The organism is Streptomyces noursei (assembly GCF_016917755.1).
Classification (GTDB): domain Bacteria; phylum Actinomycetota; class Actinomycetes; order Streptomycetales; family Streptomycetaceae; genus Streptomyces; species Streptomyces yunnanensis.
Map to the genome: position 1 here is coordinate 8,572,616 of NZ_CP070326.1, position 21,241 is coordinate 8,593,856.

Annotated in this window: 23 protein-coding genes and 1 pseudogene; 13 read left to right on the forward strand and 11 right to left on the reverse strand. The window is 71.7% G+C overall.

Features of this window, described 5'->3' with window-relative positions:
• Positions 1-241: 241 nt before the first annotated feature.
• Entirely contained in the window at positions 242-1,492 is a 1,251-nt protein-coding gene (locus JNO44_RS37225; RefSeq protein WP_205368432.1) for an acyl-CoA dehydrogenase family protein, read from the reverse strand.
• 177 nt (positions 1,493-1,669) lie between these two features.
• Here JNO44_RS37225 and JNO44_RS37230 point away from each other — a divergent pair, with 177 nt between their 5' ends.
• Positions 1,670-2,371 (forward strand): TetR/AcrR family transcriptional regulator, encoded by a 702-nt coding sequence (locus tag JNO44_RS37230; RefSeq protein WP_235095246.1) that lies wholly within the window; start codon positions 1,670-1,672, stop codon positions 2,369-2,371.
• A gap of 16 nt (positions 2,372-2,387) precedes the next feature.
• Here the strand turns inward: JNO44_RS37230 and def are convergent, their stop codons facing one another.
• Positions 2,388-2,957, reverse strand: coding sequence for a peptide deformylase (gene def, locus JNO44_RS37235; protein ID WP_205368433.1), 570 nt, complete (start codon positions 2,955-2,957; stop codon positions 2,388-2,390).
• A gap of 188 nt (positions 2,958-3,145) precedes the next feature.
• Between def and JNO44_RS37240 the strand changes: the two genes are divergently transcribed.
• From JNO44_RS37240 to JNO44_RS37260, 5 genes are all read left to right on the forward strand, one after another.
• Positions 3,146-4,384, forward strand: a complete 1,239-nt coding sequence (locus tag JNO44_RS37240; RefSeq protein WP_039629912.1) for a MurT ligase domain-containing protein — start codon at positions 3,146-3,148, stop codon at positions 4,382-4,384.
• Between the two features lie 38 nt (positions 4,385-4,422).
• A complete protein-coding gene (locus tag JNO44_RS37245) occupies positions 4,423-5,151 on the forward strand; it encodes a type 1 glutamine amidotransferase (RefSeq protein ID WP_039629914.1) in 729 nt (242 codons plus the stop codon).
• Between the two features lie 186 nt (positions 5,152-5,337).
• Entirely contained in the window at positions 5,338-6,363 is a 1,026-nt protein-coding gene (locus JNO44_RS37250; protein WP_067344266.1) for a 6-phosphofructokinase, read from the forward strand.
• A 116-nt stretch (positions 6,364-6,479) separates the two neighbouring features.
• On the forward strand, positions 6,480-7,439 hold the full coding sequence (locus tag JNO44_RS37255) for a cytochrome c oxidase assembly protein (protein WP_205368434.1): 960 nt from the start codon (positions 6,480-6,482) through the stop codon (positions 7,437-7,439).
• A gap of 152 nt (positions 7,440-7,591) precedes the next feature.
• Positions 7,592-7,750 carry a hypothetical protein gene (locus JNO44_RS37260; RefSeq protein WP_039629920.1) on the forward strand — a complete coding sequence of 53 codons (159 nt, stop codon included), beginning with the start codon at positions 7,592-7,594 and terminating at the stop codon, positions 7,748-7,750.
• A gap of 52 nt (positions 7,751-7,802) precedes the next feature.
• On the opposite strand, the gene JNO44_RS37265 is transcribed toward JNO44_RS37260, so the two are convergent.
• Entirely contained in the window at positions 7,803-8,216 is a 414-nt protein-coding gene (locus tag JNO44_RS37265) for an SSI family serine proteinase inhibitor (protein ID WP_205371211.1), read from the reverse strand.
• A gap of 302 nt (positions 8,217-8,518) precedes the next feature.
• On the opposite strand from JNO44_RS37265, the gene JNO44_RS37270 reads away from it, so the two are divergent.
• Positions 8,519-9,241, forward strand: a complete 723-nt coding sequence (locus JNO44_RS37270; protein ID WP_205368435.1) for a lysophospholipid acyltransferase family protein — start codon at positions 8,519-8,521, stop codon at positions 9,239-9,241.
• A 274-nt stretch (positions 9,242-9,515) separates the two neighbouring features.
• A complete protein-coding gene (locus JNO44_RS37275) occupies positions 9,516-10,013 on the forward strand; it encodes a YbaK/EbsC family protein (protein ID WP_205368436.1) in 498 nt (165 codons plus the stop codon).
• A gap of 67 nt (positions 10,014-10,080) precedes the next feature.
• On the opposite strand, the gene JNO44_RS37280 is transcribed toward JNO44_RS37275, so the two are convergent.
• A complete protein-coding gene (locus JNO44_RS37280) occupies positions 10,081-11,688 on the reverse strand; it encodes an alpha/beta hydrolase (protein ID WP_205368437.1) in 1,608 nt (535 codons plus the stop codon).
• A 484-nt stretch (positions 11,689-12,172) separates the two neighbouring features.
• On the opposite strand from JNO44_RS37280, the gene JNO44_RS37285 reads away from it, so the two are divergent.
• The 4 genes from JNO44_RS37285 to JNO44_RS37300 all read left to right on the forward strand — a co-directional run bounded on the left by JNO44_RS37285 (position 12,173) and on the right by JNO44_RS37300 (position 14,472).
• Complete coding sequence (locus tag JNO44_RS37285; RefSeq protein ID WP_205368438.1) at positions 12,173-12,556, forward strand: hypothetical protein; 384 nt, start codon at positions 12,173-12,175, stop codon at positions 12,554-12,556.
• Between the two features lie 9 nt (positions 12,557-12,565).
• A complete protein-coding gene (locus tag JNO44_RS37290; RefSeq protein WP_205368439.1) occupies positions 12,566-13,444 on the forward strand; it encodes a hypothetical protein in 879 nt (292 codons plus the stop codon).
• Positions 13,445-13,514: 70 nt separating this feature from the next.
• Positions 13,515-13,940, forward strand: coding sequence for a roadblock/LC7 domain-containing protein (locus JNO44_RS37295; RefSeq protein ID WP_205368440.1), 426 nt, complete (start codon positions 13,515-13,517; stop codon positions 13,938-13,940).
• Between the two features lie 157 nt (positions 13,941-14,097).
• Positions 14,098-14,472 (forward strand): roadblock/LC7 domain-containing protein, encoded by a 375-nt coding sequence (locus JNO44_RS37300; RefSeq protein ID WP_205368441.1) that lies wholly within the window; start codon positions 14,098-14,100, stop codon positions 14,470-14,472.
• Between the two features lie 6 nt (positions 14,473-14,478).
• Here JNO44_RS37300 and JNO44_RS37305 read toward each other — a convergent pair whose 3' ends face one another.
• From JNO44_RS37305 to JNO44_RS37330, 6 genes and pseudogenes are all read right to left on the reverse strand, one after another.
• The gene (locus JNO44_RS37305; RefSeq protein WP_205368442.1) at positions 14,479-15,330 is read right to left on the reverse strand and encodes an urease accessory protein UreD; all 852 of its coding nucleotides are present in this window, start codon (positions 15,328-15,330) and stop codon (positions 14,479-14,481) included.
• On the reverse strand, positions 15,327-16,022 hold the full coding sequence (gene ureG, locus JNO44_RS37310; protein WP_073449168.1) for an urease accessory protein UreG: 696 nt from the start codon (positions 16,020-16,022) through the stop codon (positions 15,327-15,329). The genes JNO44_RS37305 and ureG overlap by 4 nt, the downstream gene beginning before the upstream one ends.
• 58 nt (positions 16,023-16,080) lie before the next feature.
• The gene (locus tag JNO44_RS37315) at positions 16,081-16,755 is read right to left on the reverse strand and encodes an urease accessory protein UreF (protein ID WP_205368443.1); all 675 of its coding nucleotides are present in this window, start codon (positions 16,753-16,755) and stop codon (positions 16,081-16,083) included.
• Between the two features lie 147 nt (positions 16,756-16,902).
• The gene (locus JNO44_RS37320) at positions 16,903-18,624 is read right to left on the reverse strand and encodes an urease subunit alpha (protein ID WP_205368444.1); all 1,722 of its coding nucleotides are present in this window, start codon (positions 18,622-18,624) and stop codon (positions 16,903-16,905) included.
• Positions 18,625-18,739: 115 nt separating this feature from the next.
• A pseudogene (locus JNO44_RS37325) lies at positions 18,740-19,045 on the reverse strand (urease subunit beta); the annotation flags it as partial.
• Positions 19,046-19,062: 17 nt separating this feature from the next.
• Positions 19,063-19,365 (reverse strand): urease subunit gamma, encoded by a 303-nt coding sequence (locus JNO44_RS37330; RefSeq protein ID WP_039629940.1) that lies wholly within the window; start codon positions 19,363-19,365, stop codon positions 19,063-19,065.
• A 532-nt stretch (positions 19,366-19,897) separates the two neighbouring features.
• Here JNO44_RS37330 and JNO44_RS37335 point away from each other — a divergent pair.
• On the forward strand, positions 19,898-20,845 hold the full coding sequence (locus JNO44_RS37335) for a M28 family metallopeptidase (protein WP_205368445.1): 948 nt from the start codon (positions 19,898-19,900) through the stop codon (positions 20,843-20,845).
• A 55-nt stretch (positions 20,846-20,900) separates the two neighbouring features.
• Here the strand turns inward: JNO44_RS37335 and JNO44_RS37340 are convergent, their stop codons facing one another.
• A complete protein-coding gene (locus JNO44_RS37340) occupies positions 20,901-21,215 on the reverse strand; it encodes a type II toxin-antitoxin system Phd/YefM family antitoxin (protein WP_102925207.1) in 315 nt (104 codons plus the stop codon).
• Positions 21,216-21,241 lie beyond the last annotated feature (26 nt).

Consider the following 21,241-nt stretch of genomic DNA (forward strand, 5'->3'; position numbering starts at 1 on the left):
GGAGAACAGGGAAGGTAAAGGCGGGGAACAGCAGGCAATGACACCGCGGCCCACTCTCCGCTACACAGTCCAAACCGAGACCCTTACGACCTCATAAGGCCGGGCCGCGGGGCTCCGCACGCCCCGCAGTCGAAACGCTGGGCCGCTGGCTGGACCTCTTGGGAAGGTCCGGCCAGCGGCCACGTTTCGGGCCCGGTCACCCGCCGCAGAAAGCCTGCTGACCCTTAGCAGGAGCTTTGCCCTAACGGATCGGCATCCCCGAAAGCGTGCGGGCGATGACCAGTCGCTGGATCTCGCTGGTGCCCTCGAAGATGGTGTAGATCGCCGCGTCGCGGTGCATCCGCTCGACCGGGTACTCGCGGGTGAAGCCGTTGCCGCCGAGGATCTGGATCGCCTGGGCGGTCACCTTCTTGGCGGTCTCGCTGGCGAAGAGCTTCGACATCGAGCCTTCGGCGCTCTCGAACTTCTTGCCCGCGACCGCCATCCAGGAGGCACGCCACACCAGGAGGCGGGCGGCGTCGATCTGGGTGCGCATGTCGGCCAGTTGGAAGGCCACGCCCTGGTTGTCGATGATCGGGCGGCCGAACTGCTCGCGGGTCCTGGCGTACTCCAGGGCCTCCTCGTACGCCGCGCGGGCGGTGCCGACGGCCATCGCGCCGACGGCCGGGCGGGACGCCTCGAAGGTGGCCATCGCGGCGTTCTTCACCCTCCCCCAGCCTCCGGCCGGGGGGACCCCCATGCCGCCCTTTGCGCGCTCGCGGGCGCGGGCCAGCCGCTCGTCGAGCTTGCCCTTGCCGCCGAGCAGGCAGTGGCCGGGGACGCGGACGTTCTCCAGCACCACCTCGGCGGTGTGCGAGGCGCGGATGCCGTGCTTCTTGAACTTCTGGCCCTGGGAGAGGCCGGGGGTGTTCGGCGGGACGATGAAGGAGGCGTGGCCCTTGGAACCCAGCTCCGGGTCCACGACGGCGACCACCACGTGGACGTTGGCGATGCCGCCGTTGGTCGCCCAGGTCTTGGTGCCGTTGAGCACCCACTCGTCCTTGGCCTCGTCGTAGACGGCGCGGGTGCGCATCGAGGCGACGTCGGAGCCGGCGTCCGGCTCGGAGGAGCAGAAGGCGGCGACCTTGACGTCGTGCGCGTCGCCGTACATCTGCGGGACCCAGGTGCCGATCTGCTCCTCGGTGCCGTTGGCCAGCACTCCGACGGCGGCCAGGCCGGTGCCCACGATGGACAGCGCGATGCCGGCGTCGCCCCAGAACAGTTCCTCCATGGTCATGGGGATGCCGAGGCCGGTGGGGTCGAAGAACTGCTGGGCGTAGAAGTCGAGGGAGTACAGGCCGATCTTGGCGGCCTCCTGGATCACCGGCCAGGGGGTCTCCTCGCGCTCGTCCCACTCGGCGGCGGCGGGGCGCATGACGTCCGCGGCGAAGCCGTGAATCCAGTCACGGACTTCCTTCTGCTCGTCGTTGAGTTCCATGGTGAACTCGGCCATGTCCCCTCCAGTGGTGCGTACGGCCAGCCGTTACTTCTGGTAACCAGAGTCTGTTACTCGTCGGTAATGGATGTCAACTCCTCTCAGGAGCCGAATTCGCCGCGGAGTTCGGGGTCACCGAGTCCGGGTGTTACGTTGCGCGAGCACCACGGATTCACAAGGGTGGGGAGCACGACCATGGACAGCATCGACAGCACCGGACAGAACGGCGCGGACCGGGCCGGCACGCAACAGGCCGCCGCGGACGGCGCCGAACGGCAGCAGACCGCGACCGAGCGCAGACGACGGGAACTGCTGGAGGCCGCCGAACGCATCGTGCTGCGCGACGGCCCGGAAGCGTCGATGAACGCGATCGCCGCCGAGGCCGGGATCACCAAGCCGATCCTCTACCGGCACTTCGGCGACAAGGGCGGCCTCTACCGCGCCCTGGCCGTCCGGCACACCGACGCCCTGCTGGCCAACCTCCGGGCCGCACTGGACGCCCAGATGCTGCGCCGGGAGCGGGTCGAGGCCACCCTCGACGCCTATCTCGCCGCCATCGAGGCCCGGCCGCAGGTCTACCGCTTCCTGATGCACCCGGCGGACGAGGACCACCCCGCGGAGTCCGGCTTCGACGTCGGCCGGCACTCCGCCCCCCTGCTGCGCCGGCTCGGCGAGGAGCTGGCCAAGGTCATCTCCGAACGGCTCGACCTGGGGCCGGACAGCGAGGAGCGGGCCCGGGTGTGGGGGCACGGCATCGTCGGCATGATGCACGCGGCCGGCGACTGGTGGCTGCGCGAACGCCCCTGCCCCCGCGAGCAGTTGGTGCGCCACCTCACCGACCTGCTGTGGGGCCAGTTGGCCACCGTCAAGGACCTGGCGGACGGCCCCGGATTCTGAGGGGCCACGGGCGGCGTCAGACCGGTGCCGCCGCCCGCTCCTCGCCCGCCGCCGCCCAGGGGGCCCGGGCCGCCGCGCGCAGCGCCCGGCGCCGCCGCAGGCCGGTGAGCCGGTCGACGTAGAGGCCGCCGCCGAGGTGGTCGCACTCGTGTTGGAGGCAGCGGGCGAAGAACCCGGTGCCGGTCACCGTCACCGGCTCGCCGGTGAGGTCGAGGCCCTCGACGATCGCGTGATCGTGACGCGGCGTGCCCGCCTCGATACCGGGCAGCGACAGACAGCCCTCGGGACCGCGGACGACCGGACCGTCCGTCTCCACCAGCCGGGGGTTGACGATGTGCCCCAGGTGCCGACGGTCCTCGTCGTCGGGGCAGTCGTAGACGAACACCCGCAGCGGGACGCCGATCTGGTTGGCGGCCAGGCCCACGCCGTTGGCGGCGTACATTGTCGCGTACATGTCCTCGACCAGCGCGGCCAGTTCACCGTCGAAGACGGTGACGTCCGCACAGGGGCGGGAGAGGACCGGATCGCCGTACAGGCGCAGCGGGCGGGGGCGGCCGGAGCTGCCCGGGATGGTGCGGTGGCGCATGGGCCCAGGGTACGGGCCGGGCATTCCGGATCGCGTCACACAGGTGGCGGAGTTCGGGCCGGCCGCCGGATCTCGATAGGCTGATCCCCGACCGAAGCCCTCCGGCCGGTCGGCGACCGCTGGAGGAGGCGCGTTCTCCCGGCAGCCCCAGGGCAGGAGTGCGCCGGATGCAAGGAGGATCTAGGACCATGGCAGGCAACACGGAGCCGCTGTCGCCGCGGGCCAAACTGGCCGTGACGGCCGGCAAGGCCGCAGCAGCGGTGTCGCGCGCGGCGGGCCGCGGCAGCGGATCGGTGATCGGCGGCCGGGTGGCGCTCAAGCTCGACCCCGACCTGCTGGCCTCGCTGGCCAGGCACCTGGACGTGGTCCTGGTGTCCGCCACCAACGGCAAGACCACCACCACCCGGCTGATCGCCGAGGCACTGCGGGCCAGCGGCCCGGTCGTCTCCAATGCGCTGGGCGCGAACATGCCCGCGGGGATCACCTCGGCGCTGGCGGGCGGCTCGGACGCCAAGTTCGGCGTCATCGAGGTGGACGAGAAGTACCTGGCCACGGTGGCTCGGGACGTCACCCCCAAGGCCATAGCGCTACTGAACCTCTCCCGGGACCAGCTCGACCGGGCGGCCGAGACCCGGATGCTGGCCGAGCGCTGGCGCGAGGGCCTGTCCGGCTCCAAGGCCCTGATCATCGCCAACGCCGACGACCCGCTGATCGTGTGGGCGGCCTCGGCGTCCGCCAACGTGGTGTGGGTCGCCGCCGGGCAGGAGTGGAAGGACGACGCCTGGTCGTGCCCGTCCTGCGGCGGCGTGATGCAGCGGCCCGGCGACGACTGGTTCTGCGCCGAGTGCGGCTTCCGCCGGCCGATGCCCAGCTGGGCGCTCTCCGGCGACCACGTCCTGGACCCGCACGGCAGCGCCTGGCCGATCAAGCTGCAGCTGCCGGGCCGCGCCAACAAGGCCAACGCCACCACCTCCGCCGCGGTCGCGGCCGCCTTCGGGGTGCCGCCGCAGGTCGCCCTGGAGCGGATGTTCTCGGTGCAGGCCGTGGCCGGCCGCTACGACGTGGTCACCTTCCAGGAGCGGGAGCTGCGCCTGCTGCTGGCCAAGAACCCGGCCGGCTGGCTGGAGACCTTCTCGCTGATCGACGGGCCGCCGACCCCGGTGATCATGTCGGTCAACGCGCGCGGCGCGGACGGCACCGACACCTCCTGGCTCTGGGACGTGGACTACACCCGGCTGGCCGGGCACCCGATCTTCGTGCTGGGCGACCGCAAGCTGGACCTGGCGGTGCGCCTGGAGGTCGCCGGGCTCGACTTCCAGGTGTGCGAGACCCTCGACGAGGCGGTGGGGCAGGCACCGGCCGGCCGGATCGAGGTCATCGCCAACTACACGGCATTCCAGGACCTGCGCCGCCGCGTGGGCAACTGAGTGCGGTCCACAGAGAACACGGACAAGGACGAGCGAGCATGAGTGACAACAGCCTGCGCGTGGTGTGGATCTACCCGGACCTGCTGAGCACCTACGGCGACCAGGGCAACGTCCTGGTGGTGGAGCGGCGGGCGCGCCAGCGCCGCCTGGACGTCCAGCGCCTGGACGTCCGGTCCGACCAGCAGATCCCCACCTCCGGGGACATCTACCTGATCGGCGGCGGCGAGGACCGGCCGCAGCGGCTGGCGGCCGAGCGGCTGATCCGCGACGGCGGACTGGACCGCGCGGTCTCCAACGGCGCGATCGTCTTCTCGGTGTGCGCCGGCTACCAGATCCTGGGCCACGAGTTCATCAACGACCTCGGTGAGCGGCAGCAGGGCCTGGGGCTGCTGGACGTGGTGAGCACCCGCGGCGAGGGCGACCGGTGCGTCGGCGACGTACTGGCCGACATCGACCCGAAGTTGGGGCTGCCGCCGCTGACCGGCTTCGAGAACCACCAGGGCGTCACGCACCTGGGCCAGAGCGCCCGGCCGTTCGCCAAGGTCCGGTTCGGCAACGGCAACGGCGTCGGTGACGGCTACGAGGGCGCCTGGAACGACACCGTCTTCGGGACGTACATGCACGGCCCGGTGATGGCCCGCAACCCGCACATCGCGGACCTGCTGATCAAGCTGGCGCTGGACGTCAACGCGCTGCCGCCGGCCGACGACCGGTGGTACGAGGCGCTGCGCCAGGAGCGGATCGCGGCGGCGACCGAGAACGCCTGACGGTTTCGACGGGCCCACAACGGCCGGATCCGGGTCAGCCGACCCGGATCCGGCCGTTTTCCGTGCGCCGGTGTCCGCACTCCGGGCGCTCGTGTGCCGGAGTGCCGTGCGCTTGTAGGCTGGGCGGAATCCAACCGGACGACGGCGTCCGGGCGTCCGGTTGAGTTGTAGAGGTTGCTACGAGCAATGCGTATTGGTGTCCTCACCTCCGGGGGCGACTGCCCCGGTCTGAACGCCGTCATCCGGTCCGTCGTCCACCGAGCCACCGCCGACCACGGCGATGAGGTGATCGGCTTCAAGGACGGCTGGAAGGGCCTGCTGGAGTGCGATTACCGCAAGCTCGACCTGGACGCCGTCGGCGGCATCCTGGCGCGCGGCGGGACCATCCTCGGGTCGTCGCGGGTGCAGCCCGCCCACCTGCGGGACGGGGTCGAGCGGGCCCGCGGCCACGTCGCCGAGCTGGGGCTGGACGCGATCATCCCGATCGGCGGCGAGGGCACGCTGAAGGCGGCCCGGCTGCTGTCGGACGCCGGGCTGCCGATCGTCGGCGTGCCCAAGACCATCGACAACGACATCGCCGTCACCGACGTGACGTTCGGCTTCGACACCGCGGTGGGGGTGGCGACCGAGGCGCTGGACCGGCTCAAGACCACCGCCGAGTCGCACCAGCGGGTGATGATCGTCGAGGTGATGGGGCGGCACACCGGCTGGATCGCGCTGCACTCGGGGATGGCGGCCGGCGCGCACGCGATCGTGGTGCCGGAGCGGCCGTTCGACATCGAGGAGCTGACCGCGCGGGTCGCGCAACGGTTCGAGGCCGGCAAGAAGTTCGCGATCGTGGTGGTCGCGGAGGGCGCCAAGCCGCGCGCGGGCTCCATGGCATTCGACGTCGGCGACACCGACGTGTACGGGCACGAGCGGTTCGCCGGGGTCGCCCGGCAGCTGTCGGTGGAGCTGGAGCGGCGGCTCGGCAAGGAGGCCCGGCCGGTCATCCTCGGCCATGTCCAGCGCGGCGGTACGCCGACCGCGTACGACCGGGTGCTGGCCACCCGGTTCGGCTGGCACGCGGTGGAGGCCGCGCACCGCGGGGAGTTCGGGATGATGACCGCGCTGCGCGGCACGGACATCACGCTGGTGCCGCTCGCCGAGGCGGTCGCCAGCCTCAAGACGGTGCCCGCCGAGCGCTACGACGAGGCCGAGTGCGTGCTGTGACCCGTCCGTAGTCCCCACGGGGACGCGCGTCCGTAGAGGCGCCCCCGGCCGCTCCGCCGGCCGGGGGCGCCTCTACGCTTGTCGCCGGAGCATTGGTACGAATCAGGAGCGAGCGGATGCATCACAGCGGGCACGGCATGGACGGCATGAACATGGATCTGCCGCCGTTCACGCTGGGGCGGGGCCTCGCGTTCGGCGGTGACGCGTTCTTCCTCGTCGGCTGTCTGCTGGGGCTGGCGCTGTACGTCTGGGCGGTCGTCCGACTGCGACGGCGCGGGGACGGGTGGCCGATGGGCCGGCTCGTCGCCTGGGTGCTGGGCGTGCTGACGGTGGCGGTGACGATGTGCACCAAGCTGAACGACTACGGCATGGCGATGTTCAGCGTCCACATGGTCCAGCACATGATCATCAGCATGCTGTCACCGATCCTGCTGCTGCTCGGGGCGCCGGTGACGCTGGCGCTGCGCGCCCTGCCGACCGCCGGGCGCGGCCGCAAGGGGCCGCGCGAACTGCTGGTGGCGCTGCTGCACAGCCGCTACATGCGGATCATCACGCACCCGGCGTTCACCATCCCGCTGTTCATCGCGAGCCTCTACGCGCTGTACTTCACCCCGCTGTTCGACTTCCTGATGCAGTCCCGGACCGGGCACATCGCGATGATGGTGCACTTCCTGGCGGTGGGGCTGGTCTTCTTCTGGCCGATCATGGGCGTGGACCCGGGCCCGCACCGTCCGGGGTACGTGATGCGGATGCTGGAGCTGTTCGCCGGGATGCCGTTCCACGCGTTCTTCGGCATCGCGCTGATGATGGCGTCCGAGCCGATGGTGGACACCTTCCTGCACCCGCCGGCCACGCTGGGCATCGACGCGCTGGGCGACCAGCAGGCGGCCGGCGGGATCGCCTGGGCGTTCAGCGAGATCCCGTCGGTGGTGGTGCTGATCGCGCTGGTCTACCAGTGGTACAAGTCCGAGGAGCGCCAGTCGGCGCGCGCGGACCGGGCCGCGGATCGGAACGGCGACAAGGACCTGGCGGACTACAACGCCTATCTGGCCTCGCTCAACGCCCGGGGGCGGTGAGAGCGGGACGCACGCGTGGCGCGGACGGCCGGAAACGGCCACCGTGGCGCGGTCGGTCATCTGGCGGCACGGGCCGCGGCCGGGGACGATGGTTCCCTGGCCGCGGCCCGTGGCGTTGTGTCCCCGAGCCGCCGCGTGAGGAGGTTGCGGGTATGCCCGGATCTGCCAGAGCGATGGCCGTCTGCACGGTGTGCGGGCTGGTGGCGGCGTCCGCCTACACCGTGGCGTTGGGCGGCAACGGCTGGGTGTGGTTCCTGTGGGTGGTGCTGGCGCTGGTGACCGTCGGAGTGGTGACGGCGCGGGGGACCTGAGCCGCGCGGCCGGGGCCCGTCGTCCGGCGGCGGTGCGGCGGCCGGGGCGGGTTCAGAAGCGGAAGACCGGGCCGGTGGCGGCGTCCATCGTGCAGGCGTTGGGGAACTGCCGGTGCCAGGTGACGGTCCTGCCGCGCCAGCGGCCGGAGGCGGCGACGGTGACCGGGTCGTACTCCCGGGTGCAGATGTGCGGGTCGCCCCGCAGCGCGTTGAGGTCGCCGTGGGCGAAGGCCAGCTCGGCGCAGGCGGCGGCGCCGTGCGGATGGGTGCCGCGGGTGTCCGGGCAGAAGAGCCGTACGCCGTGGATCCAGGTGTCGCCGGCGCCGGACACGGTCAGGAACAGGCCGTCGGAGACGTCCCGGTCGGTGGCGCGGGCCGATGCCACGCCGAAAGCGGTGCACAGGGCCACGGTCACGCCCGCCGCCAGGACGGCGCGGGAGGTTCGGCGTCGGCGGCTCACGGGCATCCTCACGGGCATCGGATTCTCCTGGAACGCTCGGGGCGGTGGCCCGGCGGGGCCGGGCGCCTGGACGGCGGACGGCGCCCGACGGCCCCCAGGCCACTCCCCCGCGCCCCGGCGCACAAGGGGCCACGCCGTGCGGTCGCCCGGACGGCCCTGCAGGTCCGCGGGGCCCGATGGTGCGGTGACGGGCCGGCACGGTTACGACCGACGGGTTCCGCGCCTACACTGACGGCCCTGGTCGTCCCCCTGTGACCTGGCACGATCCGGCCGCGCCGGCGGTCCGGGGGACGGGATAGGGGGCCAAGGTGCTGTATCAGGTGCTGAAGTACGTGCTGCTGGGGCCGCTGTTGCGGCTGCTCTTCCGGCCGCGGGTGGAGGGGCTGGCGCAGGTGCCCGAGGAGGGCCCGGCGATCATCGCGGGCAACCACCTGTCGTTCGCGGACCACTTCGTGATGCCGGCGATCGTGCCGCGCCGGGTGACGTTCCTGGCGAAGGCCGAATACTTCACCGGGGCCGGTCTCAAGGGGCGGCTGACCGCGGCGTTCTTCCGCGGGGTCGGGCAGATCCCGGTGGACCGCTCCGGGGGCCGGGCGTCCGAGGCGGCGCTCTCGTCGGGGCTGGCGGTGCTGCGCAAGGGGCGGCTGCTGGGGATCTATCCGGAGGGCACCCGCTCGCACGACGGGCGGTTGTACAAGGGGCGCACCGGGGTGGCCGCGCTGGCCCTGAAGGCGGGGGTGCCGGTGGTGCCGTGCGCGATGATCGGGACGTTCGAGGCGCAGCCGACCGGGCGGCGACTGCCCCGGGCGATGCGGGTCACGGTCCGTTTCGGGCCGCCGCTGGACTTCTCGCGCTACGCGGGTCTGCTGGACGAGCGGACCGCGCTGCGGGCCGTCACCGACGAGATCATGTACGCCATCCTCACGCTCTCCGGTCAGGAGTACGTGGACCTGTACGCCACGGAGGCCAAGGCCGCGGCGCAGGCCGCGGCGCGGGCGCGCGGGCGGCGGGGGCACGGCACCGACAGCTGAGCCGCCGGGCCCGCGGCGGCGGGAGGGCGCCGTCAACTGGTGCTCGGTGCCTGGGGATGCGGGGCGTTCCGCAACGAACCGGCCGCGATGGCAGGGGCGTTCGGGGGTCTCCTGTCGGCCGACGGCCGCTTCGCGGGGTGGTTCGGACGTATCGTCGTCCCAGTGCCGGACCGTCGGACGGACTCCCCCAACAGGGCGGGGTTCGCGCGGTGTTCCCGGCCTGACGGCGAGGTCCCGCCTGGTGCGGTGCGAAGAGAGAGTGCGGACACAAACGGTGAGCGAACACGAGACCGAGTACGAGACCTACAGCAAGCTGATCGGTCTGCTGGACGAGCACGGGGCGCGCTACCGGATCTACGAGCACCCCGCGGAGGGGGCCACGGAGGCCGTCAGCGCGCTGCGCGGGAACGCCGTCGAGCAGGCCGCGAAGTGCATCGTGGTGATGGTGAAGCTGGACAAGAAGACCAAGCGGTATGTGCTGGCGGTGGTGCCGGGCGACCGGCGGGTGGATCTGGGCGCGGTGAAGGCGCTGCTGGGCGGCTCGTACGCGGGGTTCGCCAACACGGAGGTCGCGGAGCGGCTGGCCCGGAGCGTCTCGGGGACGATCCTGCCGTTCTCCTTCGACGAGGAGCTGACCCTGATCGTCGACCCGGCGCTGCTGGCGCAGCCGGAGATCTACTTCAACGCGGCGCGGCTGGACCGCTCGCTGGCGCTCGCGACCGAGGACTACAGGGCGATCGCGGAGCCGCGGGTCGAGCCGATCGCGGGCTGAGCGGGCAGCCGGGAAAGGGGCCGGGGGCGGCCGGGAATTCCCTCTCCCGACCGCCCCCGGTGGTGGATCAGCCGGCGGCCTTGGCGGTCGGCTTCTCCGGGACGGGCGTGGCGTGCGGCGCGCAGGTGACGTCCTTGGGGTCCGTGGTGCCCTTCAGGAAGTACGCGTCGACCCGGTTGTTGATGCACGGGTTGACCAGGCCGGTCACGCCGTGCGAACCGGCGTCCCGCTCGGTGATCAGGCGGGAGCCCGCGAGCCGCTTGTGCAGCTCGACGGCGCCGTCGTACGGGGTCGCCGCGTCACGGGTGCTCTGCACGATCAGCACCGGCGGCAGGCCCTTGCCGGTCTTGACCTCGACCGGGGTCTGCTGCTTGACCGGCCAGGTGGCGCAGGGCAGGTTCATCCAGGCGTTGGACCAGGTCATGAACGGTGCCCGCTGGTTGACGCGGGTGTTGTCACGGTCCCACGTGCGCCAGTTGGTGGGCCACTTGACGTCGGTGCACTCGACGGCGGTGTAGACGGCGTTGCTGTTCTCGGCCTTGATGTTGCCGGCCTTGTCGTCGGGGTGCGAACCGGCCGCGTCGATCAGCGGCTTGGCGTTGCCGGCCGCGTACGCGCTCCAGACCCCGGCGACCTGGGCCCACGAGTCGTCGTAGTACGGGGCGTTCTGGAAGAAGCCGGTGAGCTCGGCCGGGCCGACCACGCCGCCGATGGGGTTCTTCTTGGCGGTGGCGCGCAGCTTCTCCCAGGCGGCCTGGACCTTCTGCGGAGTGTCGCCGATGTGGTACGTGGCGTCGTTCTTGGCGACCCACTTCTTCCAGTCGCCCCAACGGGTCTCGAAGGCGATGTCCTGGTCGAGGTTGGCCTGGTACCAGATCTTCTCGCGCGAGGGGTTGACCACGCTGTCGACGAGCATCCGGCGGACGTGGTCCGGGAAGAGCGAGGCGTAGACGGCGCCCAGGTAGGTGCCGTAGGAGACGCCGAGGTAGTTGAGCTTCTTCTCGCCGAGCGCGGCGCGGACCACGTCCAGGTCGCGCGCGGTGTTCGCAGTGGTCATCTGCGACAGCATCGCGCGGCCGGTGCGCTCCAGGCAGCCCTGGGCGTATGCGTGGGCGAGCTTGCGCTGGGCGAGCTTGTCGGCCTCGCTGTCCGGCACCGGGTCGGCCTTGGGCGCCTTGGTGAACTCCTGCGGGTCCTGGCAGGAGATCGGCGCGGAGTGGCCCACGCCCCGGGGGTCGAAGCCCACGAAGTCGTACGCCTGGGCGGTCTTGGCCCACAGCGGGTTCTTGGTGGTGACGCGGCTCGGGAAGCGCATGCCCGAACCGCCGGGCCCGCCGGGGTTGTAGACGAGCGCACCCTGGCGCTGCTGCGGGCCGCCGGTGGCGACGGCCCGGTCGACGGCGATCTTGATGGTCCGGCCGTCGGGCTTGGCGTAGTCGAGCGGGACGGTGACAAAGCCGCACTGGATCGGGGCCTTCAGCCCCCAGTCGGCGGGACAGTCCTGCCATGCAATGCCTGCCTTGGCGGCACGGGCGGCGGCCAGCGCGACGCCGCGCGCCTCGGCCGTGCCGCCCGTCCGCCGCTCGCCGGCGGTGGCGGGCGTGGCTATCGCGCCGGCGAGGAGCGCACCGGTCACCAAGGTGCCGGCGGCGCCGAGCGCTACTGTTCGTCTCACGTGGTTGATCCCCCAGCTTGGAGCGCCACTTGTGGTGGCGGTGATCGCAGAGCTACAGGGTGATCCTGTCGTGTACGGACCACACTTGAACAGATTTGGCCACAATTTCTTTACCAAGCCGTAGGAAACGGGGGGTTGTGCGGCGGGCGCGCCGGCGGCCGGACGGTCCTGGCGCCGGTGCCGCGCCCGGCGTGCGCCGGCGGCGGCGCGGTGCTGGTCGGCGGGCGCACGCCGGCCGTCGGGGAGTGGACGGGACGGGGGCCGGCGGCGGCCGGCGGGCCCCGGGTCGACAGAGCGCCGACAACGGGCCGAGGAGAGGCGAGAACAGGTCAATTGGCCCCGCCGTTCTGCATATGCCGGTGCAGGCGGCGCCGCCTTCAGTAACCTTCCGTGCAGGCTCTCCCACACACCGCCACGTGGGAGAGCCTCCGTGTTGTGCCCGTGTGCTGCGTGGTGCAACGTGCTCGCCGGAGGGAGACGTCAGGTGCCCGGTATCGACCAGGTGTTGGCCCGCGCGATGGGGATACCCGGAGTCCTCGGGGCCGGACTGACCGACTGGACCAGCGGTCTGACCCTGGGGACGGCCGGGCGGGCCCCGCACGGCGATCATGACGCGGCCGCCGCGGACACCGCCGAAGTGGTCCAGGCGGTGACCCGGAACGCCACGTTCGACACTGCGGGCGGGGACGGGGAACCGCTGGAGGACCTGATCATCACGGCGGGGAACAGCTACCACCTGATCCGCCTGGTGCCCACCGCCTTCGACAGCCAGACCTGCCTCCACCTGTGGCTGGACCGGACCCGGGCCAATCTCGCCATCGCCCGACTGCGGCTACGAGAACTGGCCGCGGAGCTGGTGACGGACTGACGTCCCGTCATGGACTCGACGTCCCCCTCCCGTTCGGGCCGCGGCGCCGGTGACGACCGCCGGCCCGGCCCACTCGACCGGTACGCCGCCGAGCGCGCCACCGGCGCCCTGCGCGGCCCGGCCGGTTGCGTCTACCTCCACCAGGGCGCGGTCTACTGCGTCGAGTGCCCGACGGCCCCCGGCGTCGGGGCCCGGCTCGCCACCGCCGGCCGCGTGCCCCCGGAACGCTGGCGGCACGCGGAGAGCGCGGCCGGAGCGCACCACCGCGGCGGTCAATTCCTCCTCCAACAAGGCTGGTTGACCCGCGGCGAACTGGAGGTCTGCCAGCTGTCGGCACTGCTGGACGCGGCCTGCTTCGTACTGGCGCAGGAGGCCGGCGCCACCTCCTTCGCGCGGGGGGACGCGCACTGGCTGGGCGTGATCCGCCCGGTCGACGCCGCCGCGCTGCTGGCGGCGGTGGCCCGCCGGCAGGCGCAGCTCGACCGGTTGGACGCGTGGTCGGCGGCCGACGGCGCGCCGGTCGTCCCGATCCCCCCGGAGCACCCCGGGCCCCCGGACCGCCCGCCGCTGACCGGCCGGCAGCGGCGGCTGCTCGCGCACGCCGACGGCGAGCGCACCCCCGGTGAACTCGCCCATGCGCTCGGCCACTCGGCGTTCCTGACCCTGTTGGAGGTGCGGCGGCTGGCCGCGGCCGGACGGGTGCGGCTGCCCCCGCCGGCGGCGCTGCCGCGGCGGCGCCCCGGGGCCGTTCCGCACCAGCGGCGCGCACGGGACACCGCGGCGGACGCACCGGTGTGGCACCTGCCGGACCCGGGCGCCCTGGAAACCACCGATCCGGACGTCGCCCTCCTCGTCCGTCTGCGTACCGCACTGGAGGAAAACCTGTGAACCCCTGTGAATCCCGGCCATGAGGCACGTGTTCGGAATGCGTGCCAGGAGAAGGAGCGTCAGAAGACCGATGACGAGCGAGACCGAGGCGATCGCCTCCGGGATCCGGGACGAATTGCGCGCGCTGCGCGCTCACATACGGCATCTGCACGGCGGAATGGTGGCGAGTGCGGACGGCATGGTGATCGCCCATGATCTGCCGGACATCGAGCCCGACGGCCTGGCCGCGCTCACCGCGGCCGCGATCGGCGTCGCCAAGCGCCTGACCGACGCCACCGGGCAGGGCGGCTTCGAGGAGTCCCTCACCCGGGGCAGTCGCGGCTACATCGCGGCCTACGCGGCCGGAAACCGCGCGGTGCTCACGGCCGTGGCGGGCCCGGAAACCAACGTCGGCCGGCTCCACCTGCAGGCCCGGCGGACCGCCGCGCGGATCGCGACCCTGCTCGACGCGCCGCCGGGCAGCCCAGCCAACCAGCGTGCGGCGATCGCCGATTGACCCTCCCGCCCGCCGAACCGACGGCCGTTGACGGCTCGTTGCCGCTCGCCGACCGCTGAGTGCCGGTTGCGCACCCGCTCGCGGCCGTCGGCCGAAGACCACAATCCACCGCGACGACAATCCAGCGAAACCACCGAACGGAAAGGCCCGACCCCTCATGACGCAGATGGAAACCGCGCTCGGCGAAGCGATGTCGACGATCGAAGGCGCGATAGGCGTCGCCCTGGTCGACTACACCAGCGGAATGGCACTGGCCACCCTGGGCGATCCGCAGAACTTCGACCTCAACGTGGCGGCGGCCGGGAACACCGATGTGGTGCGCGCCAAGCTGCGCACGATGGACATGTTGGAACTCAAGGGCGCCATCGAGGACATGCTGATCACCCTGACCTCGCAGTACCACATCATCCGGCCGGTGACGGGCAAGAACGGCAGCGGTCTCTTTCTGTACCTGGTACTGGACCGCAAGCGCGCCAACCTCGCGCTGGCGCGCCACCGCCTCGCCCGCCTGGAGGCCGATCTGGAGGTGTGAGCCTCCTCAGCCGGCCGCTGCCTGGTCCAGCAGCCGCCTCAGCGACAGGCCGTCCGGGGCGACCACGGTGGCCAGCGCGGCGGGCCCGGCGAGCGGGGCCAGGACGCCCTGGGCCGCGCCGTCGCCGGCCGCCCCGCCGAGCAGCCGGACCTCGGCCGGCCGGTCGGTGAACTCCGGTCCGGCGACCAGGAACTGGCCGACGGCACGGTGGCCGCCGAGGACCGCGGAGGTGTCCCAGCCGGGGGCGCCGGGCCCATAGGCGGTCTCCTGGTCGAGGAGCACCCGACCGGCCTGACGGACCGTCAGGCGACTGCGCAGCGCGCCGGTGTGCTCGCCGCTGCGGCCCAGGATCTGCTCCTCGCGGAACACCAGTCGGGCGGTCGGGGCGAGGTCGATCGTGGTGGTCATCCGCAGGTCGCTGCCCTCGGCGGAGATCAGCGGCTCCGGCAGCCATTCCAGCCGGGCACCGTCGCCCACCGTCAGGTGGACGTCGTAGGTGGCGAGCTCGCCGGTGCGGCCGGGCAGGGCGACGGTCGCCGCTGCCGCGGTGATCCGCAGGGAGGCGCCGGCCTCGGCCGTGGCCTCGATCCGCAGCCGGTCGCCGCCGAGGGGCGCGCTCATGGCGCCGACCAGGCAGACCCGGGCCTGGTCGGCGTGCGACTGGACGCGGCGCAGCGCGAACGGGCCACCGCCCTCCAGCACCGGCAGTCGGCTCGTACCTCCCCCACTCTCAGCTCCGTTCGAGCGGGAGGTACCCCCATGGCCCGCCCGGGCGACGATGCGGGCGGTGGCCCGCAGGCCGGCCGCCGGGACGGCGGGGGCCTGCGGTGCGACGGGACGGGGCACGGTGCGGGTCATGCGGTGGCCGTGGTCCAGTGCGTCAGCTGTGCCCGGACCCAGTCGGCGACCGGCTTGACGCCGTCGGGCTGCTTCAGGGCCGTGAAGGCGACCGGGAGTTCGCCGCGCTGCGCCTTGGCGTCACGAGCCATACCGTCGAGATCCACCCCCACATACGGGGCGAGGTCGGTCTTGTTGACGACCAGCAGGTCGGCGGTGGTCACACCCGGCCCGCCCTTGCGCGGGATGTCGTCGCCACCGGCGGTGTCGATCACAAAGATCTGCGCATCGACCAACCCCTTGGAGAACGTCGCGGTCAGGTTGTCACCACCGGACTCCACCAACACCAGGTCCAACGGACCCACACTCTCCTCCAGATCCTCCACCGCCTCCAGGTTGGCGGAGATGTCGTCACGGATCGCGGTGTGCGGGCAGGCCCCGGTCTCCACCGCCACGATCCGCTCCGTCGGCAACACCGCCTCACGACGCAGGAACTCGGCATCCTCCCGCGTGTAGATGTCGTTGGTGACAACGGCGATCGAGAACTCCTCACGCAACACCCGGCACAACGCGGCCACGGTCGCGGTCTTACCCGTACCGACCGGACCGCCCAGACCGATCCGCAACGCACGCCGCGTCCCGTCGCCGCGCACGGGAGCAGCCGCACTGTAGGTGTGCCGCTCGGGAAAGCCGTCCTGATGATCGAGGTGCATGGTGACTCCGGTGGTTCGAACGGCCGCGGGGTGCGCGGCACGGTGGGCGGGCGGAAGGTCAGGACGCGAAGAGCCGTACCGGCCAGGCCGCGTGTGCTTCCGCGGCGATGTCGAGCAGCGGCGCGGAGGCGGCGGGCAGCGCGCCGAGACCTTCGGTGACGGCGCGGTGCGCGGCTTCGGTGGCCTGTTCCGCGACCTGTTCGAGGTCGTCGGTGAGGCGGGCGAGGACGGCGGTGGCGTCGAACGGGTCCAGGCTCAGCAGCCGGACCACCGCGGTGGCCGGGCCGCTGATGTTCTCGTAGGCGACGGCGTACGCGGCGTCCAGCGGGGTCAGCCCGGCGGACCGGGCAGCCAGGCCGAGGACGACCGGCTGGTGGGCACCGCGCGGGCGGGCCGCGGCCAGCGCGTCGAGCGCGGCACTCGGCCAGGTGGCGCGGGCGGCCCGCATCATCTGGCGGCCGAGCCGGCGGGCGACCTGGCGCAGCGCCGGGACCGGTGTGCGGGCGTCCGCGGCGTCGTCCAGGAGGAGCGGGTCCAGGCCGGCCGCGGCCGCGGCGGCCAGGCCCGCCGCGACCAGCCCCGCGGTGTGCAGCCGCCCCCGGCAGAAGGTCTCCAGGGTGGCGGCGTCCTTGATGTGCCCCGCGGCGACGGCCGGTTCGGCGCCGCCCGAGTGGGCGTGCCCTCCGGCGGGGAACCGGCCGTCGGCGAGGACGAGCAGCGCAGCGCGGCTCATGCCGACACTCCCCCAGTCTTCGACCGGCGGCGCCCCCACGCTTCGCTCGGCTTCGCATTCACTCAGCGCGCACCTTTGAATGGCTCGCTCGCTACGCTCGCTCATCGTTGGTGCTCCGGATCGTTCGGTGACGGCATGGACGCTACGTCAGAAGAGGAAGTACCGCTGGGCCATGGGGAGTTCGGCGGCCGGGGCGGGTTCGACCACCTCGCCGTCGATGGTCACCGTGAAGGTGTCGGGGTCGACATGGACGCGCGGCAGGGCGTCGTTGTTGCGCATGTCGGCCTTCTTGACACCGCGGGTGGAGCGGATGGCCTCGAAGGACTTCGCCAGCGCGAGGCGCTCGGGGAGGTTGTCCTCCAGTGCCTGCTGGGAGACGAAGTTGACCGAGTTGCTGCCCGGGGCCTTGCCGAAGGCGCCGAACATCGGGCGGGGCAGCACCGGCTGCGGGGTGGGGATGGACGCGTTGGCGTCCCCCATCTGCGCGTAGGCGATCTGGCCGCCCTTGATGACCAGCTGCGGCTTGACGCCGAAGAACGCCGGGTCCCACAGGACGAGGTCGGCGAGCTTGCCGCTCTCGACCGAGCCGACGAGGTGGTCGATGCCCTGGGCGATGGCCGCGTTGATGGTGTACTTCGCGACGTAGCGCCGGGCGCGGTGGTTGTCCGCGTGGCCGTCGCCGGGCAGTGCGCCCCGGCGACGCTTCATGACGTGCGCGGTCTGCCAGGTCCGCATCACGACCTCGCCGATCCGGCCCATGGCCTGGGCGTCGGAGGACATGATCGAGATGGCGCCGAGGTCGTGCAGGATGTCCTCGGCGGCGATGGTGGAGGGCCGGATCCGGGACTCGGCGAAGGCCAGGTCCTCCGGGACCGCGGGGTTGAGGTGGTGACAGACCATCAGCATGTCGAGGTGTTCTTCGACGGTGTTGACGGTGTGCGGCCGCGTGGGGTTGGTGGACGCGGGCAGCACGTTGGGCTCGGAGACCATCGCGATCATGTCGGGGGCGTGGCCGCCGCCGGCGCCCTCGACGTGGAACGCGTGGATGGAGCGGCCGGCGATGGCGGCGATGGTGTCGCCGAGGAATCCGGCCTCGTTGAGGGTGTCGGTGTGGATCGCGAGCTGGGCGCCGCTCTCCTCGCACACCGTCAGACAGGCGTCGAGGACGGCGGGGGTGGCGCCCCAGTCCTCGTGGATCTTGAAGCCGAGGATGCCGGCGCGCAGCTGGTCGCGCATCGACGGCAGGGACATGGTGTTGCCCTTGCCGAGCAGGCCGACGTTGACCGGCAGGTTGTCCATCGACTCGAAGAGCCGGGCGATGTGCCAGGCACCGGGGGTGATGGTGGTGGCCTTGCTGCCCTCGGCGGGGCCGGTGCCGCCGCCGATCATGGTGGTGATGCCCGAGGCCAGCGCCTCGTCCGCCTGCTGGGGGCAGATGAAGTGGACGTGGGTGTCGATGCCGCCGGCGGTGAGGATCTTGCCGTTGCCGGCGATGACCTCGGTCTCCGGGCCGATCACCAGGTCGGGGTGGACGCCGTCCATGGTGTCGGGGTTGCCGGCCTTGCCCAGCGCGACGATCCGGCCGTCGCGGATGCCGACGTCGGTCTTGACGATGCCCCAGTGGTCGAGCACCACGGCACCGGTGATCACGGTGTCCGGCGCGCCCTCAGCGCGGGTGACGCGGGACTGGCCCATCGACTCGCGGATCACCTTGCCGCCGCCGAAGACCGCCTCGTCGCCGGCCCGGCCGGGGCCGCCGGAGCGGTCCTCGGAGATCTCGATGACCAGGTCGGTGTCGGCGAGCCGGATCCGGTCGCCGACCGTCGGGCCGAACAGGTCGGCGTATTCCTGGCGGGTCAGTTCAGGCACCTTCGACTCCGTTCTCCCCGAGAATCCGTCCGGGGGCATCCCCGTCTCCGCCCGCTCGGCCGCGATGCAGGTCGTTCCACGGCTGCGGCCCGGCGGCCTCCCGCCCGTCGCCCGCGTCGAGCGGTCCTCCGGTCTGTCCGCGCAGCCCCGCGACGATCCGCTTGCCCCCGATGGGGACCAGCTCGACCTCGGTGGGGATGCCGGGCTCGAAGCGCACGGCGGAGCCGGCCGCGACGTTCAGCCGCTTGCCGTGCGCGGCCGCGCGGTCGAAGTCGAGGCCGGGGTTGGCCTCGGCGAAGTGGTAGTGGGAGCCGACCTGAACAGGGCGGTCGGCGGAGTTGAGGACGGTCATGCGCGTGAGGGGGAGGCCGTCGTTGAGGCGCACCGGCTCGTCGGCGTAGAGGATCTGTCCCGGGATCATTTTCTGCTCTCCCGCGGTCAGTTGATGGGTTCGTGAACGGTGACGAGCTTGGTGCCGTCGGGGAAGGTGGCCTCGACCTGGACGTCGTGGATCATCTCCGGGACGCCTTCCATGACGTCGTCGCGCGTGAGCACCTTGCGCCCGGAGGACATGAGCTCGGCGACGGTACGACCGTCCCGCGCCCCTTCGAGGATGTGCACCGTCAACAGGGCGATGGCTTCCGGGTGGTTGAGCTTCACACCCCGGGACCGCCGCTTTTCGGCCACGTCTGCCGCCACATGAATCAACAACCGTTCCTGCTCATGCGGGGTCAGTTGCATACGTTCCACCTCACAGGTTTTCACCCGGGCGCATTTGCCCAGGCCACAGGCGCGAGCACACCTGCGCAGTTAGATGTACCACACAATGTTTAAAGGCGGAGCAAACCGGCTTTCAGCAATTGACCATCAACTTCCTCATGATGGAAGCCTAGTTAGGCGAGATTTCGACGGCGTTACAGCGGACGTCGCATTGCACGACCCGCGTCACGCCTGGCGTAACACGCCGGAAATCCCTGCGCACCACCGACCGCGCGGCCTGCTTCACGGCGGCGACTTCCACGCCGGAGGCCGAGGGGGGCATGGAGCCGGGGTGGCACATTCCACATCCCCAACCCCCTTCCGGAATACGGAAATCCGACGGAAGCGCACATGACCATCCGGAAGAATCTCCACAAAGCCGGCATCCATTCCGATGCACGAACCCGCGCGTTCACTATCCGGTCTTGACAGGTTTCAAACGCGGTCGTAATCCTCATGCTCTTGTCAAGAATTCCGCTGCGCACCAACCCCCACAACAGCATCGGAGCCCCCCGTGATTCGCTCTTCCCGTATCCGCCGCGCGGCGCTCGCCGCCGGCACCTGCACCGCCGTCGCCGCCCTCCTGGGCACCGCGGCGGTCGCCCAGGCCACCTCCCCCCACATCCAGGCCGCGCCGGACATCCCGGTGGCCGGCATCAAGGCACATCTGGACCAGCTCCAGTCCATAGCCGACGCCAACGGGGGCAACCGCGCCCACGGACAGGCCGGCTACCAGGCGTCGATCGACTACATCAAGGGGAAGCTGGACGCGGCCGGCTTCACCACCACGGTCCAGGAGTTCAACAGCGGCGGCGCCAAGGGCTCCAACCTGATCGCGGACTGGCCCGGCGGCGCCGAGGACTCCACGGTGATGGCCGGCTCGCACCTGGACTCGGTCGAGGCGGGCCCGGGCATCAACGACAACGGCTCCGGCTCGGCCGGCATCCTGGAGGTCGCCCTCGCCGTCTCCCGGGAGCACCTCAAGCCCACCAAGCACCTGCGGTTCGCCTGGTGGGGCGACGAGGAGGACGGCATGGTCGGCTCCCGCCACTACATCGACACCCTCGGCGCCGGCACCTCGAAGATCTCCGCCTACCTGAACTTCGACATGATCGGCTCGCCGAACCCGGGCTACTTCGTCTACGACGACGACGCCAAGCTGGAGAAGGTCTTCAAGGACTGGTTCGCCGCGAAGAACATCGCCACCGAGCCGGAGACCGAGGGCGACGGCCGCTCCGACCACGCACCCTTCAAGGACGCCGGCGTCCCGGTCGGCGGGCTCTTCTCGGGCGCCGACTACATCAAGACCGCCGCCCAGGCCAAGGCGTGGGGCGGGACCGCGGGCAAGGCGTTCGACGCCTGCTACCACCGCTCCTGCGACACCAGCAAGAACATCGACGACACCGCGCTGCACAACCACACCGACGCCATCGCCAACGCCATCTGGCAGCTCAGCTCCTGACGCCGCGACGGCAGTGACGGCCGCCCCTGCGCGCGGCCGCCCTCCGCCCCCGCGGTCACCTCTCCCGACCCGGTCGCCGATCCCCGGCGGCCGGGTCGCGGTGTTCCGCCGCGATGCCGAAGCGCCGCCGTTCGCCCGGAGCGGACGGCAGGGAACGCACGGACGAGACCGTGCTGATCACTTCCACCCCTTCGGCGTCCGCCTCCTGCCGCCCCAGTTCTTCGAGTCGTTCCAGGTCAGCGGCGGACACCAGCGCAACGAGGGGCCTCCCGTGGCGGGTCACGACCACTCGCTCGCCGCCATAGACGACGCGGTTGATCAGATCCGCGAGTTCGGCCCGGGCTTGCGTCACCGGAATTTCGTAGGCCATGCTCCCATTCTAACTGGACGTACGTC